Genomic DNA, 15,963 nt, shown 5'->3' on the forward strand with positions numbered 1-15,963 from the left:
ATTGATGGTAAATAAGACGAACCTTAGCTTACGAGAAAACTGAAATAGTCAATGGCTCTTTAGAAGTCGATGAAATGATAAGTATAAGTTTGTAAGCCAGCGAATTCCATCAGGGCTATAGGGTAAATTTAAGGTAATTTATTAACTATAAGCCGAATACATGACTGCATTCGATTTTTTTGCTGTTATATATTATTTTTTTCTTGCATTATCGGGTAGGTTCATACATGACTATACAAGGACACATAGTAAAATTACCAGGACATATTTTCCTGTTAATTGAACTACATATCAAGTTTTTCGTTTCTTCTCCACAATCAATTAAATTTGATATCATCTTAGTTAGACTATTAATAAATAATTCATTTACCCCCACAGTGGGAGTTCTAATATATTCTATCCCATATTTGTCAGCTATTTTTCTATATTCAATATCTAATTCTACTAATGTTTCAACATGCTCTGATACAAATGCTATTGGAACTATTATAAGAGGTTTATTTTCTTTACCAGCTATTTCAATTTCATCCTCTGTGTTAGGTTTTAACCATTCCACCGGACCAACACGGCTTTGATAAGTTATTTTATAATCTAAATTATCTATGTTAAGATTAGACACTATATTTTCTACAGTTTTTTCAATTTGCCATTGATAAGGATCACCTGCTTTTATTATTTTTGTAGGCAATCCATGAGCTGAAAATAATATGCGAAAAATACCTTTGTTTTTTAACTTTTTTAATGATTTTTTTATTAACAGTAAGTGAGATTTAATAAATTGATCATCAATGGGATAACAACAAATAGTTTTAATTGGTATATCTAAATTTGAATGTATATTTTTTTGGAAAGAAGATACAAAATCTTTAATCGAAGACCCAGTAGTAGTGCTAGAAAAATGTGGATATAATGGTAATAATATTATTTCTGAAGGATTATATTCATTTATTCTTCTTACGGCTTCTTCAGAATTAGGAGAAAAATGACGCATTGCTATAAAAACTCTAAAATCATCATTTATAGTATTTTTTAACTTTTCTATAATGGCATCTTTCTGAGATTCTGTTTCCTGTAAAATAGGTGACTTATTACCTATTAGAGAGTATATTTTTTGAGATTTTTTATTTCTGGTAATTGATATTATTTTAGCAATAATAAATCTTAGAGGATTTGGTAGATTAATAATCGCTCTGTCATAAAATAAATTAAATAAGAACTGCTTAACTGAGCTTAAACTCTCTGGTCCACCAAGATTAAAAAGTACAATAGCTACTTTTTTTTGAGAGATTTTAATATCTAAATTTTCTGACATAATTAACTAAAAACTCAACATTTTCAACTGGTGTATTTGGTAATATACCATGTCCAAGATTAAATATAAAGTTATTTTTTTTAAAATTTAAAATTATTTTACTAACTTTTTCCTCAATAATCTCTTGATTAGTAAGTAATATAAAAGGATCTAGATTACCTTGTACAATAATTTTTTCGCTCCATAATTTCATAGAACTAACCGGTACAAATTGATCCACCCCAATAACATCTACACCAGTATTATTAATATATTTTTCATATAAAAGCCCAGAACCTCTTGGAAAACCTATAATCGGTAAGTAAGGAAATTGTTCTTTTAAAGCTATTACTATTTTTTTTGTTGGTTGTATAACAAACTGGTCATATTCTGTCTCTTCTAATATCCCTGCCCATGAATCGAATAATTGTACTAAGTCCGCTCCAGCTCTTACTTGTCCTATTAAGTGGATAATAGTCTTCTCAGTGATAAAGTCTAGAAGTTCTTGTGCTAAATTATTATTTTCATAAATAAATCTTTTACTTGTCTCAAAATTTTGTTTACCTCTTCCTTCAAGCATATAAGTCATTACCGTCCATGGACTACCGGCAAAGCCTATTAGTACAGTATCAGTTGGCAAATTTGCTTTAATTTTATTTATTATCTCATAAACTACATTTAATTTTTCACTAGAATTTTCTTTAAGATATTTAAAATCTTCTTTTGATTGAAATTTACGTAATATTGGTCCTATATTTTCTTCAAATTTAACATCCCAGCCTAGTGCATCAGGTAAAACAAGAATATCAGAAAAAACTATAGCTGCATCAAAATTATATCTTCTTATGGGTTGTAAGGTAACTTCTACAGCCTTATTAACATCATAACATAAATTTAGGAAATCACTAACAGTTTTTCTTATTTTTTGGTATTCAGGTAAATATCTACCAGCCTGACGCATTAGCCAAATTGGAGTATAATTATTATTTTTCTTAAAAGTTTGTAATATCTGGTTCATAAATATAGTCCATATTAATCTATATAGTTATATAGTATTTTTTTAGTTGTTGTAGAGATTGTTTATATGTAGATATATTATATATACACGTAGTTATACACATTTTTTATTGTTAAATTACTTAGTATAATATATTGATTGTAATTATTACTCACATTATTTATATAATTATTTTTTAAGTGGATAATTATAGTAATTTATGTGTTTAAAGTTAGGAAACGTGATGGATATTGGATATCTAGCATTTTACACACAAAATTATCCACAAAGTTATTCTTTGTATTTTATAGGTTATTAACCTCTTGATACATGATATATATACCTAATTACTGGTTAATTTTAATATAGATATTAAAGTATGAATAAAAAATTATCCACAAATACTAATAAGTTATGAACAAGCTAGTTATTCACTTGGTTTCAGACTCTTCAGTACAAGCAGTTAAGCATGCAGCTCATACTGCTTTGTCACAATTTAGTAAAATTGAGTCAAAATTATATCATTGGCCAATGTTAAGAAATGTAGAATTGTTGAATGAGGTTTTGAGAAAAATTAAAATGAAGCCAGGCTTGGTATTATACACTATTTTAGATTATGAACTAAGAAGAAATTTAACTAAATTTTGTTATGATTTGAAAATTCCTTGTATTTCTGTCGTAGGTAGAATTGTAAAAGAAATTTCAGCTTTTTTAGGTGTAGAAACAGAAGGAAGTTTAGTTTATGATTATGAATTTGATGAAAGTTATTTTGATAAAATTCATGCTATTGATTATACATTTAGACATGATGATGGTCAGATGACTAGTGAATTAGACGAAGCTGATATTATTCTGGTTGGTCCTTCTAGAACGTCAAAAACACCTACTTCTGTATATTTAGCATATAATGGATTTAAAACGGCAAATATACCTTATATACATGGTTATCCATTTTTAGATATTTTAGGAAATGTAACAAAACAACTTATAATTGGTTTAGTTATTGATCCAGCTAGATTGATTGAAATAAGAGAAACTAGAATGCATTCTTTACAGATAAGTGATAATACTAGCTATACTAATTTTAAAGTAGTCCAGGAAGAATGTATGCAAGTAAAACAAATTTGTGAACAACAAGGATGGTCGGTAATTGATGTTTCAAGAAGATCTGTAGAAGAAACTGCTTCTGTGATTATGAAACTTTATTATGATCGTAATAAGTCTGTTTTTAAAAAATAGATTATAATATTTTTAAGCAAATTTAAAGCAGTCATTTACAATGGGAGTTTTAATCCATATAATTTGTTAAAATAAATTTTGAATTTGAATAAGTTCTATAGCTAATATATGATAATTAATAATTAAGGGACTATGACAAGTAATATAACAGATGATTCTTTTGATAAAGAAGTTTTACAATCTACTGATCCTGTATTAGTTGATTTTTGGGCTGAATGGTGTGGACCATGCAAAATGTTGACTCCTATTATTGAAGAATTGAGTAAGGAATTGGTAGGAAAGGTAAAAATTGTTAAAATGGATATAGAGCAAAATCCTAATATACCTTCAAGTTTAGGTATCCGTGCTATACCTACGATGATTCTATTCAAAGATGGCAAACAATTAGCTACTAAGACTGGATTATTTCCTAAAAATGCTATTGAAGAATGGATTGATTCTTCAATAAAAATGTAAATCATGTTTTTGGCATATGACGTCTAAACTAGTATCTATAGAAATAGTTGATGGTTTTGTTGAAGGAATCAACAATCAACAAAGAGTAGAAAGCTTAAGGCGTTTTCTTATTAAAGGTGGTAGTATTTTTCCTTCGTCAATTCCTATCTTAAATAATATAAATTTTTCCTGTAAAACAGGTGAAAGAATTGCCTTTATTGGTAGTAATGGTTCTGGAAAAAGTTCTTTGCTTAAGGTAATTGCTGGAATTTATCCATTAAAATTTGGAACAGTTAAAGTTCATGGTGATTTTGCCGCTATCATTGAGACTGGCATAGGATTTGAGTTAGAACAAACTGGCAGAGAAAACATTAAAATGCTTATGCTTTATAATAATATGTTAAGTAGATACAGTAAAGAATTAGAACAAGAGATTATAATTTTTTCTGAACTAGGTAGTAAGATAGATTTACCAGTAAAAAATTATAGTTCTGGTATGTTATCAAGATTAGCTTTCTCTGTATCGGTTTTTCAAGATGCAGATATTCTTTTGCTAGATGAAATTTTTGCTACTGGTGATAGTTATTTTGTTGAAAAATCTACTAATTTTATGAAGAATAAGTTACAAAATATACCAATTCTAATATTAGTAAGTCATCAGGAAAATATTATTAGGGATAATTGTAATAGATGTATATTATTAAAGGAAGGTAGTATTATCGCGGATGGCAATCCAAGTGAAATATTAGAAATTTATAATAGTGGGAATTACTAATGTTAAAGTATTTTTTTTCCAAAAAATACTGGTTGGCAGTAATATTATTAACCCAAGCTTCTATATCTCGTCAAAATAAAGATTCTTTCTTGGGTTCATTATGGGGTTTAGTTCAGCCTTTTGTCTATATAATAACTATTTCATATTTTGTTGGATTTTTACTTAAACAACCAAGAGAAACAATGATTATGAATTTAGTTGGAGCTATACCATTATGGACTTTTATTACTACTAGCTTAAATATATCATCAAATTCATTAATTAGTCGTAGTGGAATTATAAAAAAGATCATAATTTCTAGAACTATCTTTCCTATATCGGATAGTTTGGCACAAGTTTATACTCTAGTTTATTCATTTGCAGCTATGTATATAGCTTTTATCATCTTATATCCTGAAAGACTTAGTGTAAATATATTTTTTGTGCCAATTCTTGTCTTACCGTTAATTATTTCTGTATGTAGTAGCTCTATTGCCTTTGCATTTTTAACCCCATATATACGAGATGTTCCTCAAATTTTAAATCTAATTTTTAGTGTTGTATATTGGAGTATACCAATAGTGTATCCATATTCTATGGTACCAGAATCAAAAAGGATACTCTTTGAAATTAATCCTATTTTTCTTGTTATAAGACCAGTTCAATTCCTAGTAACAGAAGGAATACTGCCAGATGCATTCATGATTATCAAGTCTATTATTGTAGCTGTTATTGTTACCTTCTTTAGTTATATTAGTTATAGGTTTTTTGCTAAAAATGTCATATATTATGTATGATGTTTTAATCAATAATTGTAAGATAGTGCAAATTTTACAACTAAAGTCTCATAGTACATTAAAGGATCAGCTATATGACACTTGCTTTTGGATTAAATTTTGCTGATTTAAACAATTTACAAGGTCTAAAAAAATTAGATAACATTTTTTTAAATTTCCTGCGTAGTCATAATCATTCTCTCTATCAAATTATTTTATCATTAAGAGCCAATCCTGAGCAAGTTAATCAGAAATATTACTCAGATTTTTTATTAGAAATTTCACCTATTTTAGATGATTTTTTAGCTGAATTATTTGCTATAGAGCAAGAAATAACCAATATAAGATTTAGTCATAAAGAGTTTGATCTAATTTATGAATGTAAGAGAAAATTTGTTCAGCGTATCGCGGTAAAAAAATATCCTTATGAAAAATTACAGGAGATTGATTTTACTAATGTGTCAAATTCTCTAAAAAAACTTCTGGGAATAGAATGTTATCCTTGTGGTATGTGCCATCCCTGCGAAAGCAGGGATATAGATTCCCGCCTACGCGGGAATGACAAAGGAGTGTATGAGAATGACAAAAGTGATTTTACAAATAAGTTTGCTCATCAAGTAATGGAATGGCAATTAGATGCTGAAAAATATGCTTTTGAGTTAGATATAGCAGCAAAATATGCGGCTTTTATGGTTTACAATAATGTTGAAAGCCAATTATTTTCTCTACCCCAAAAAATAGATAAAGATAATCTAATAGACCATGAAAAAGTCGCTAAGTATAGAAACAATGCAAGAATAGGATTTGATTATTTAGATTCTACGTCCAATCTAGATGTGGTTTTAAATAATACTCATTATTGTATCTATTGTCATAAACAAGAAAAAGACTCATGTTCTAAAGGGTTATTATCAGCAATATACTCAAATCAGAAGAGTATGCTGTCAAAGTCAGGATGTCCGCTGAAGCAAAAAATCTCTGAGATGAATTATGTAAAATCAAAGGGATTTAATCTAGCTGCCCTTGCTATTATTATCATTGATAATCCAATGGTAGCTGCTACTGGTCACAGAATTTGTAATGATTGTTCCAATGCTTGCATCTATCAAAAGCAACAAGCTGTGGATATTCCTCTTGTTGAATCTAATATCTTAGGGACTACTCTGCTTCTGCCTTATGGGGTAGAAATATATTTATTACTTACCAATTGGAATCCGCTTAACATTTTTGCTCCTTTACCAAATCTTCCAACTAATTATAAGGTTTTAGTAGTTGGTCAAGGACCAGCTGGCTTTAGTTTAAGTCATTATTTATTACGGGATGGGCATGATGTAGTAGCCATAGATGGTTTAAAAATCACCCCATTGTCTTTTGATGTTAACCAACCTATTAAATATTGGTCTGATTATAAAAAAAACTTATCAGAGAGAATACCAGGAGGCTTTGGCGGAGTAGCTGAATATGGTATTACTCCAAGATGGGATAAAAATAATTTGACGATATTACGTCTGATGTTACAAAGAAATAGTCGGTTTAAGATTTTTGGTAGTGTAAGCCTGGATAGCAATATAACTATGGAGCAGGTATACCATTTGGGATTTGATCATGTTGCCTTGTGTACTGGGGCTGCTAAACCCAAAATCGTTGAGATGAGAAATTTTCTTGCAAAAGGTGTTAGAACAGCTTCCGACTTTCTAATGACCTTGCAATCAGGAGGAGCTTTTTTAGAGCAATCTATCACTAATTTACTTATCAGGATGCCTATTATCATTATTGGTGGTGGATTGACCGCTATTGATGCAGCAACTGAAAGCTTAAATTATTATAAATTACAAGTAGAAAAGTTTCTAAAGAACTATCAGTTATCAGTTGTAAAGAATGGTAAAAAGCACACAGAGCAACATTGGACAAATGAGGATAGATTAATAGCTGAAGAATTTATTTTGCATGCAAAATTATTTAAGAAAGCACAAACTAGACAATCTATCAAGCAAATCCTAGACGAATTAGGCGGAGTAACAATTTGTTATAGGGGTAAATTAAAAGATTCTCCTGCCTATAAGTTAAACCCTGAGGAAGTGATGTATGCTATAGGGGATGGGGTAAAATTTGTTGAGGATATGATACCTTTAGGTATTGATGTTGATCAGTACAACTATACCCAATCGATAGAGTTTGATAATTTAGGTGTAAGAAAAAAATTTAAGGCACGAACTGTACTGATGGCAATAGGTATCGATAAAGAGGTAGTAAATAATCATTTAGAAGATATAGTCAATTCAGGAGAATTTGGGGCTAGGAGCGATGGAGCGACGCCTATAACTAATAGGCGATCGACGAGTAACAACGTCCCCAATTTCTCATCAATTGACTATAATGTAACATATTTTGGTGATTGTAATCCTTTATACTCTGGAAGTGTGGTTAAAGCCATAGCAAGTAGTAAAGAGGGATATAAAAATATAGGAGAAAAACTTACCAAAAATAGTCCAATTTTTCCTGGTAGTTATATAGATTTCTTTGCTAAACTAGATTATCTATTAACGAGTCGTATTGAAGAGGTTAATATTCTATCTGATAAGATAGTAGAGCTTGTAATACATTCTCCTCTTGCTGTTAAGAATTTTCAACCAGGGCAATTTTTCCGTTTGCAAAATTATTCTAGTGATATTGCAAAAATTATTGAACCTTTGGCTATTGCTGGAGCTTATGTTGATTCAAAAAATGGGTTAATTCATTTGATAGTTTGGCAAAGTGGTAAATCAAGTAATTTATGTAGATATTTATCGAAAAATGAGCAGGTAGTACTAATGGGACCTAATGGTAAGCCAACTGAGATATTGAAAGATAGTAATATAGTTCTTATTGGAGGAGGGGTTGGAAATGCTGTTTTATGCTCAATAGCCAAGGCTCTTAAAAATAATAATTGTAAAATTATATATTTTGCTGGTTATAAAAATTTACAAGATAGATTTTATCAAGAAAAAATTGAAGAATCAGCTGATATAGTAGTTTGGTGTTGTGAAGAGGGGATTTTATCAAAAAATCGGTCGAAAGATATTAGTGTTAAGGGTAATTTGCTGTATGCTATAATGGGGTATTGTTCTCTCTGGGAGAATTTGGCTATAGATAGGATAATAGCCGCCGGTGTTTCAGAAATGATGCAAGCTATAAGAGATAAAAAAGATGATTTTTTTGGTAAAAAACCCCAACTAATAGTAAGCATTAATTCTCCTATGCAGTGTATGATGAAAGGCATTTGTGGGCAATGTATTCAAAAAATTACAGACAAAAATAGATATATTTTTACTTGTGCCTGCCAGGAGCAAGATGCAAAAATAGTCGATTTCATAGGGCTTAAGAGTCGTTTAGAACAAAATTCTCTGCAGGAAAAACTATGATTAATTCCTCAACGGTATATATATTGTAGTTTTTATGCTATGTATAGCTTTAAAACCTAGATAAACTGAAATACGTTCAATGATTATCTGTTGATAGTATGATATTTCTAAGGCGATGCTTGAATTTTCTGCTTGTACGTGTAAAATATTTATTAACTGTCCTTTCTCTTTAGATTTAACTATTTTTAGAGGAATAGTTTTGCTACTAAATTTTGATCCAACAATCTTACTCCAATTAATCATAATTTCTGCAAGCAATGGGTGCTGTTTGCCAAAGATTCGTCTAATAATTATGTTGATGTCATGGCTGAGTGGTTTCATGGGCAAAATTAATGATTGTAACCATTACTACTAATACAGCAAAAATAGTTGATACTAAAGGAAAATGCAGAGAAGTGATGGATAATACCATCAGCAATATATTGCATATTATAATTTTACACACTACTTCCCTATGACTTTTACCATTTTTCACTGCTTTTTGAAAAAAATGCTTTAAATGAGGTTGCCAAATCTTCTCCTTATTAAGTAGCCTAATTAATATAGTTAGCCCTCCATCTGTCATGTAATATAAACTAGCAATAGATGAAGCAATAAACAAATCAATACTAGAAGCTGAAATAAGTAACAAACATAAACCTAGTAAGAATCCTAAACTTATACTACCTACGTCCCCTATAAAGATTTTAGCAGGATGCCAGTTAAATATCAAGAAACCTATCGAACATCCCAATATAATGATGTTAAGTATAATTATAAAATTTGTATTTATTATTGTATCATACTTTAAATAACAAAGTATCAATATAGTGATAGATAAATGAATAGATTCGGCACCACTAATACCATCTATCCCATCAAGAAAATTGTAGATATTTAAAAAGGTAGTCAAATATATTATAGATAGTACAAAATCAATATATAATGGTAATTCATGATGAAATAATAATGCCGGAGATAAAAATAATACAATGCTTATTGTAGAACAAATTATATGAATAATTAGTCTTATAAATACGGGAACGGAGATAAGATCATCTAAAAATGAAATTGTAGAAATGATCAGCAATAAAGGTAAAATTTTAATCGAATTTATTAGTGCTTTTGTTGTAAAATATTCGTAAGAGATAAGACCAACTATTACCACTATTACTATAGCAATCCCACCTCCTCTTGGTGTAATTCTATTATGTACTCTACGTGGATCCGGTATATCCACCATTCCAAAAGAGGGAAGATTGAAAATCAATAGCCAAGTAAAAAAGCTTGTTGCTATAAAAGATAACAAAAATAAAAAACTATAATTAATAAAATCACTCATAACAACATATTAGATTTAAAACTGAAATATTCATTAGCTGCGATAATCACGTGGTCATGAACAGATATATTCACATTAGCACAAGTTTCTACTATTTTGTGTGTTAGTTTTATATCAGTATTTGAAGGTTTGCTCACACCACTTGGATGGTTATGTACTAATATAATTGCACCAGCTTCATTAAATAAAGCTCTTTTAATTATTTCTCTTGGATATATTGTTGCCTGATCTATGGTTCCTTGGCTTAAAACTTCATCAGCAATCAGGACATTCTTTTTATTTAGAAATAAGATACGAAACTGTTCTGTCTTCATATTACCCATAGTTGCTTTCAGATAATCTATTAGAATGCTCCAAGAGCTAATGACATTTTGATTTATTACTTTTTGTTTTAGCATTCTATTAGTTAATTCACTCATAGTAACAAAATTTATGTATAAATTATCATTAGTCCCCTTAATATTAAGTAGTTTTTCTTTATCTGTATTTATTAAATCAGCCAGACTACCAAATCGCGTTAGTAATTCCTTCGCTAATGGTTTTACATCTTTTCTAGGTATTACAGAAAATAATATCATTTCAAGTAATTCATAATCCGCAAGATTCTCTGCAGACATAACAATACGTTGCCTTAGACGTTGTCTATGTCCAATATAATGAGGAGTATCATCTTTCATATTGTTCTATTATAAATCTATTTTATAAGGTGGATATGTCAAGTGTTTTGGTGACAAAGTAAAAATGTCAAAACCATCTTTGGTTACCCCCAAACTATGCTCAAATTGTGCTGATAATGATTTATCACTTGTGGTAACTGTCCAATCGTCTAATTTACTTAGATGGGTAGAGTGATGTCCAGCATTTACCATTGGTTCAATAGTAAAAAACATACCTTCTTCTAATACCAAGCCAGTGCCAACTTTCCCGTAATGTAGAACATCCGGTTTTGTATGGAATATACGCCCTATCCCGTGACCAGTATAATTTCTAACAACTGAATAATTATGCTTCTCAACATAAGTTTGTATAGCATTTCCGATAGTTCCTAAATGTACTCCTGGCTTCACTAGTTCAATTCCTATCATCATAGCATCATAAGTAACTTGCACTAAGCGTTTTGCTTTAATTCCTACATCACCAACGTAAAACATTCTACTAGTGTCACCGTACCATCCATCAACAATTACGGTAACGTCAATGTTTATGATATCACCATTCTTAAGGAGTTTATCATTTGGGATACCATGGCATACTACATGGTTAACAGAAGTGCAAATTGATTTTGGGAAGCCATTATAGTTTAAAGGTGCAGGGATTGCATTATTGGATACAATAAAGTCATGGCAAAGATCATTTAAATAAATGGTACTTACCCCTGGTTTTACATAATTAGTAATGAAATCTAAGGTTTCCGCAGCAAGTTTACCTGCAATATGCATTTTCTTAAAGTCTTCGGCTGTATGAATGGTTATAGTCATAAAATAATTAACTTTTTTTATTAAAATTATCTATTGAAAGTAGAAATATATACTAAATTTTCACTTTTTTAAATTATTATTTGAATTTCATTGGATCTTTTTCAACAACCCTGACTTTATAGAAGCTATAAGATAGAGTTATTGTCTCAACATCATTCATTTCTTTATCTTCCTCAAAATCAGAGTCTATAAAAAATGTTACGGGCATTAACATTTTCTCTTTTGCTTTTAATAACTGTTCTTCAAAACAAAAACAATGTATTTTAACAAAATATTTACCGGCTTTATTGGGTGTAACATTATAAACGGAAGTTCCTATTATATCATCGTTGCTTAGATTTTCAGACTCGTAAAAAATTAGTGTATTTTGTCCTGGAATAACTGTAGCCCTTCTTTGTTTAGGAATAAATCGCCAAGGTAAATTACTATCAACATTAGAGTCAAATTCTATAGTTATCACTCTAGTTCCCTTTTTAGGGGAATATATATTAAATTCCTGTTTTACAGTGGTGCCACCATAACCAGTGACTTTACAAAATAAATTATAAATTGGTATCGATGCAAAGCTTAAAAAAACCATACTAAATGCTAAGCTAACTAAGGCTAAGGCAAACTTCCTATTGGAACGTCTATTAGAATCTGTAAACATTTCTCTCTATTTGGATTAGCTCTATTGTAAAAAATCAAATTTTAACTTTTTACGAAAAGTCTATTTAAAATATCTTAAACTTATGATATTATATACTCGTTTTAATAAAACAACCTATTTTAAGGTATTATATGACTAACAAAATCAGTGTGCCAGTAATTTCTGCAGAATCAGGATTTTATCAATATTTGCAAAAAATTAATAAAATTCCATCACTGTCACAAGAGGAGGAATTTTTACTTGCTAAAGCCTATCTTGAACAAAATGATCTAGAAGCTGCACATAAGTTAGTAACTAGCCACTTGAAATTAGTAGCAAAAATTGCCATTAGATATAGAAATTATGGACTACCTCTAAATGAGCTTGTATCAGAAGGGAATTTAGGTCTTATGCAAGCAGTAAAGAAATATAATCCTGATTTAGGTTTTCGTTTGTCTACTTATGCTTTGTGGTGGGTTAAAGCTTCAATCCATGAATATGTCTTGAGATCTTGGTCTTTGGTTAAAATGGGTACTACAGCAGCACAAAAAAAATTATTCTTTAGCCTTGGTAAAATTAAGCATAAAATTGCCAACCTATATTCAAGGGCTGTCACAGATCAAGATTTTGTTCAAATTGCTCAAGAACTTGGAGTGACTACCAATGAAGTTAGTGAAATGAATGCTAGATTATCTGGTCCGGACTTATCATTGAACAATTTAGTAAATGGTGATGATAATAGTAGTAGCGAATTAATTGAATTTTTACCAGAAACTCGCCCAAGTCAAGAGCTAAGATTGATTAGCCAAGAAGATTCTGCTAATAAGCATAACTTGTTAACCCAAGCGATGAAGATCTTAAATGATCGTGAATTACATATTCTCACTGAGCGTAAATTAACAGATTCCCCAAAAACCCTCGATATTCTTAGTATAGAATATAAAATTTCTAAGGAAAGAATTAGACAGATTGAAAACACCGCTTTTGAGAAAGTAAAAAACTTTATACTTCAGCAAATGCCAAAACCTGTTTAAAAGTCTATTTAGATATATCAGTCGTCATTGCAAGGAGACCGTAAGGTCGACCAAGCAATCCACTCTTTTATGGATTGCCACGCCACCTACGGTGGCTCGCAATGACGCTTATGTTGCAGATATACTGTTTTACTTACTCCTTAAATTGACGCCTATGCGTCATTGCGAGAAAGACCGTAGGTCGACGAAGCAATCCATAAAAGTAACCAAAAATGGATTGCCACGACCTACTTGCGTGGTCTTGCAATGACAAAGGAAATTTTAAAGAAAATGGTAGTTTTTCAATATTTTATGCAGTTATTGTTGTAAATATCATTGACAACAATAAATTTTTATGCTAAGATAATAATGGACGATTGGGTCAATTAATTAGTGATCGTCGCAAAGTCGATAGTTATTGTTAATTTAAGGAGATATAAGTATGAAAATATGGTCTTTATCCCATGTGGTGTTCGTTGTTGGTGTGATGTTATCTTTTAGCAGTTATGCCGATCAGAAAAAAGAGGACGTGACTAATAAATTAGGTTCAGACCAATGTCCACAAATTACTGAGAATAGTTGGAATTTTGCACCCTATGCAAAGTGTCATTTTGATTTACCCAATCAAAGAATGGGTGGTAGTGAACGGAGTTGTACCAGCTTTGTGGATGAGAATGGCAAACCGATTTCTCCTACATTTCACATTGATTATGCACCCGGCAGCATTAGACCAGAGATTAAGGGATGTGATGTAAGTGAAGATACCAAAGGTCATATAGTAGCTAAAAACTGTAGTAGTATTGATCTTGCTCTATGTGGTAATAATAATGATAAGGTAGATATAAATATTATTAATCCTAACAATGTACATATCGTTGGGATTAGTTGTGGTACAGGAGTATGTGGGTCACGAGGTAAGTAATTTTATATGGCTAATCCGGGATTAAGTTAGTTTACTATGGATAAATGCTAATCTGGTTAGCTATAGTCAATTTAGGAGGATTGGGGGCTAGGAGCGATGGAACGCATAAGCGTCAGTTTAAGAAAATAATAATTGAGAAACCGTCATTGCGAGGAGACCGTAGGGTCGACGAAGCAATCCAGAAAAGTGATTAGAAATGGATTGCCACGCCACCTACGGTGGCTCGCAATGACGACTTTTTTACTTTATTTTCTTAAACTGACGCTTATGAGCATTGAGCGACGACGTCCCCAACTTCTCATCAATTGACTATATAAACATGAAAGAACCATTATCGATATATATACACTGGCCATTCTGTCTATCAAAATGTCCGTATTGTGACTTTAATTCTCATGTTTCAGATAAAGTAGACCATAATGATTGGCTGAAATGTTATGAGTTGGAACTGAATCATTTCAAGGATACTATAGGTCATAAATATATAAAATCTATTTTTTTTGGTGGTGGCACCCCATCTTTAATGAAGCCATTTGTTGTTGAAGGAATCATTAGCAAAATAGCAAATCTAGCAACAATAGATGAGTACACAGAAATTACTTTAGAAACAAATCCTACTTCATTTGAGACCGAGAAATTTAAAGACTTTAGATTAGCTGGAATAAATAGGGTATCAATTGGCGTTCAGTCTTTAGTGGAAAATGACTTAAAGAGTTTAGGGCGACAACATGATGTGGGACAAGCAATCAAAACTATTGAAACAGCTCGTCGCATTTTTCCCAGAATATCTTTTGACCTAATTTATGCAAGAAGTAACCAAACTCTAAAAAGTTGGCAAGACGAACTAACCAATGCTATGCAACTTGCCTCAGGTCATATCTCATTATATCAACTAGTTATCGAAAAAGGTACGTTATTTTATAAATTGTTTAACGATGGGAATCTGACTATACCAAGCTCAGATCAAGCGGCTGATCAGTATGAATGGACTAATTTATACTTAAAGTCACAAGGATATTTTAGGTATGAAATATCAAATTATGCTATATTAGGTCATGAATGTAAGCATAATTTGACATATTGGCAATATAATAATTATTTAGGTATAGGTCCAGGTAGCCATAGTAGAGTTAATATGTACGATATAGTTAATTCAGGAGAATTTGGGGCTAGGAACGATGGAGCGACGCCTATAAGTAATAGGCGAGCGACAAGTGACAACGTCCACAACTTCTCATCAATTGACTATAGTGATTTTACATCTAATCTCTATAGTATCATGATGTGGCATAAGCCAGAAAAATGGTTGCAAACTGTTAAGAGCTTCGGCTGTGGCGTTCAACATATCAATAAACTTTCTATGCAAGAAATAACCGAAGAAATGTTGATGATGGGACTACGTCTTGAAAAAGGTATAAATATTGACCTTATACAAAAAAGAACTAGTAAACAATTATTTGAGATTTTGGATATACAAAAGGCAACATACTATAAAAAGCTAGGTTTACTCCAGTGGGATCAGGAATTAGGCGATAAAGGTCATATTAATCTTACAGATAAAGGTCTAATGTTACATAGCTATATAGTACCAAGGTTGTTTTCACAATAGAAGTTACATAAAAAATTATTGACTTAGCATATTTTATATGTTACTATGATATGGTGTTTCATGTACATTTTTAGACAAGTCTTTTTTATAAACTTATAT

The 15,963-nt window shown here is 30.7% G+C and carries 15 protein-coding genes; 8 read left to right on the forward strand and 7 right to left on the reverse strand.

Features of this window, described 5'->3' with window-relative positions:
* Positions 1–208 precede the first annotated feature (208 nt).
* Positions 209–1,312, reverse strand: coding sequence for a ferrochelatase (gene hemH, locus ACQH6S_RS02475; protein ID WP_425360006.1), 1,104 nt, complete (start codon positions 1,310–1,312; stop codon positions 209–211).
* Positions 1,290–2,309: a uroporphyrinogen decarboxylase gene (gene hemE / locus ACQH6S_RS02480; protein WP_425360007.1), complete on the reverse strand. Its 1,020-nt coding sequence runs from the start codon at positions 2,307–2,309 to the stop codon at positions 1,290–1,292. The genes hemH and hemE overlap by 23 nt, the downstream gene beginning before the upstream one ends.
* Positions 2,310–2,702: 393 nt before the next feature.
* Between hemE and ACQH6S_RS02485 the strand changes: the two genes are divergently transcribed.
* The 5 genes from ACQH6S_RS02485 to ACQH6S_RS02505 all read left to right on the forward strand — a co-directional run bounded on the left by ACQH6S_RS02485 (position 2,703) and on the right by ACQH6S_RS02505 (position 8,893).
* The gene (locus tag ACQH6S_RS02485) at positions 2,703–3,527 is read left to right on the forward strand and encodes a pyruvate, water dikinase regulatory protein (RefSeq protein WP_425362051.1); all 825 of its coding nucleotides are present in this window, start codon (positions 2,703–2,705) and stop codon (positions 3,525–3,527) included.
* 132 nt (positions 3,528–3,659) lie between these two features.
* On the forward strand, positions 3,660–3,983 hold the full coding sequence (trxA, locus tag ACQH6S_RS02490; protein WP_425360009.1) for a thioredoxin: 324 nt from the start codon (positions 3,660–3,662) through the stop codon (positions 3,981–3,983).
* A 16-nt stretch (positions 3,984–3,999) separates the two neighbouring features.
* Positions 4,000–4,737 (forward strand): ABC transporter ATP-binding protein, encoded by a 738-nt coding sequence (locus ACQH6S_RS02495; RefSeq protein ID WP_094649138.1) that lies wholly within the window; start codon positions 4,000–4,002, stop codon positions 4,735–4,737.
* Complete coding sequence (locus tag ACQH6S_RS02500; RefSeq protein WP_341749373.1) at positions 4,737–5,513, forward strand: ABC transporter permease; 777 nt, start codon at positions 4,737–4,739, stop codon at positions 5,511–5,513. Before ACQH6S_RS02495 ends, ACQH6S_RS02500 begins: the two co-directional genes overlap by 1 nt.
* 74 nt (positions 5,514–5,587) lie before the next feature.
* Positions 5,588–8,893 (forward strand): palindromic element RPE2 domain-containing protein, encoded by a 3,306-nt coding sequence (locus ACQH6S_RS02505; protein WP_425360011.1) that lies wholly within the window; start codon positions 5,588–5,590, stop codon positions 8,891–8,893.
* On the opposite strand, the gene ACQH6S_RS02510 is transcribed toward ACQH6S_RS02505, so the two are convergent.
* The 5 genes from ACQH6S_RS02510 to ACQH6S_RS02530 all read right to left on the reverse strand — a co-directional run bounded on the left by ACQH6S_RS02510 (position 8,894) and on the right by ACQH6S_RS02530 (position 12,341).
* Positions 8,894–9,214: a DciA family protein gene (locus tag ACQH6S_RS02510; RefSeq protein ID WP_425360012.1), complete on the reverse strand. Its 321-nt coding sequence runs from the start codon at positions 9,212–9,214 to the stop codon at positions 8,894–8,896.
* A complete protein-coding gene (locus ACQH6S_RS02515) occupies positions 9,195–10,214 on the reverse strand; it encodes a UDP-phosphate alpha-N-acetylglucosaminyltransferase (RefSeq protein WP_425360013.1) in 1,020 nt (339 codons plus the stop codon). Before ACQH6S_RS02515 ends, ACQH6S_RS02510 begins: the two co-directional genes overlap by 20 nt.
* A complete protein-coding gene (gene radC / locus ACQH6S_RS02520; RefSeq protein ID WP_425360014.1) occupies positions 10,211–10,891 on the reverse strand; it encodes a RadC family protein in 681 nt (226 codons plus the stop codon). The genes ACQH6S_RS02515 and radC overlap by 4 nt, the downstream gene beginning before the upstream one ends.
* 9 nt (positions 10,892–10,900) lie before the next feature.
* Positions 10,901–11,692: a type I methionyl aminopeptidase gene (gene map / locus ACQH6S_RS02525; protein ID WP_341749368.1), complete on the reverse strand. Its 792-nt coding sequence runs from the start codon at positions 11,690–11,692 to the stop codon at positions 10,901–10,903.
* A 76-nt stretch (positions 11,693–11,768) separates the two neighbouring features.
* Entirely contained in the window at positions 11,769–12,341 is a 573-nt protein-coding gene (locus ACQH6S_RS02530) for a cytochrome c oxidase assembly protein (protein WP_094649145.1), read from the reverse strand.
* A gap of 131 nt (positions 12,342–12,472) precedes the next feature.
* Here ACQH6S_RS02530 and rpoH point away from each other — a divergent pair, with 131 nt between their 5' ends.
* From rpoH to hemW, 3 genes are all read left to right on the forward strand, one after another.
* Entirely contained in the window at positions 12,473–13,354 is an 882-nt protein-coding gene (rpoH, locus tag ACQH6S_RS02535) for an RNA polymerase sigma factor RpoH (RefSeq protein ID WP_425360015.1), read from the forward strand.
* Between the two features lie 421 nt (positions 13,355–13,775).
* Positions 13,776–14,255, forward strand: coding sequence for a hypothetical protein (locus tag ACQH6S_RS02540; protein ID WP_425364660.1), 480 nt, complete (start codon positions 13,776–13,778; stop codon positions 14,253–14,255).
* A gap of 319 nt (positions 14,256–14,574) precedes the next feature.
* On the forward strand, positions 14,575–15,864 hold the full coding sequence (gene hemW, locus ACQH6S_RS02545; RefSeq protein ID WP_425360878.1) for a radical SAM family heme chaperone HemW: 1,290 nt from the start codon (positions 14,575–14,577) through the stop codon (positions 15,862–15,864).
* Positions 15,865–15,963: the final 99 nt, after the last annotated feature.

The organism is Candidatus Tisiphia endosymbiont of Mystacides longicornis (assembly GCF_964031095.1).
Lineage (GTDB): Bacteria > Pseudomonadota > Alphaproteobacteria > Rickettsiales > Rickettsiaceae > Tisiphia.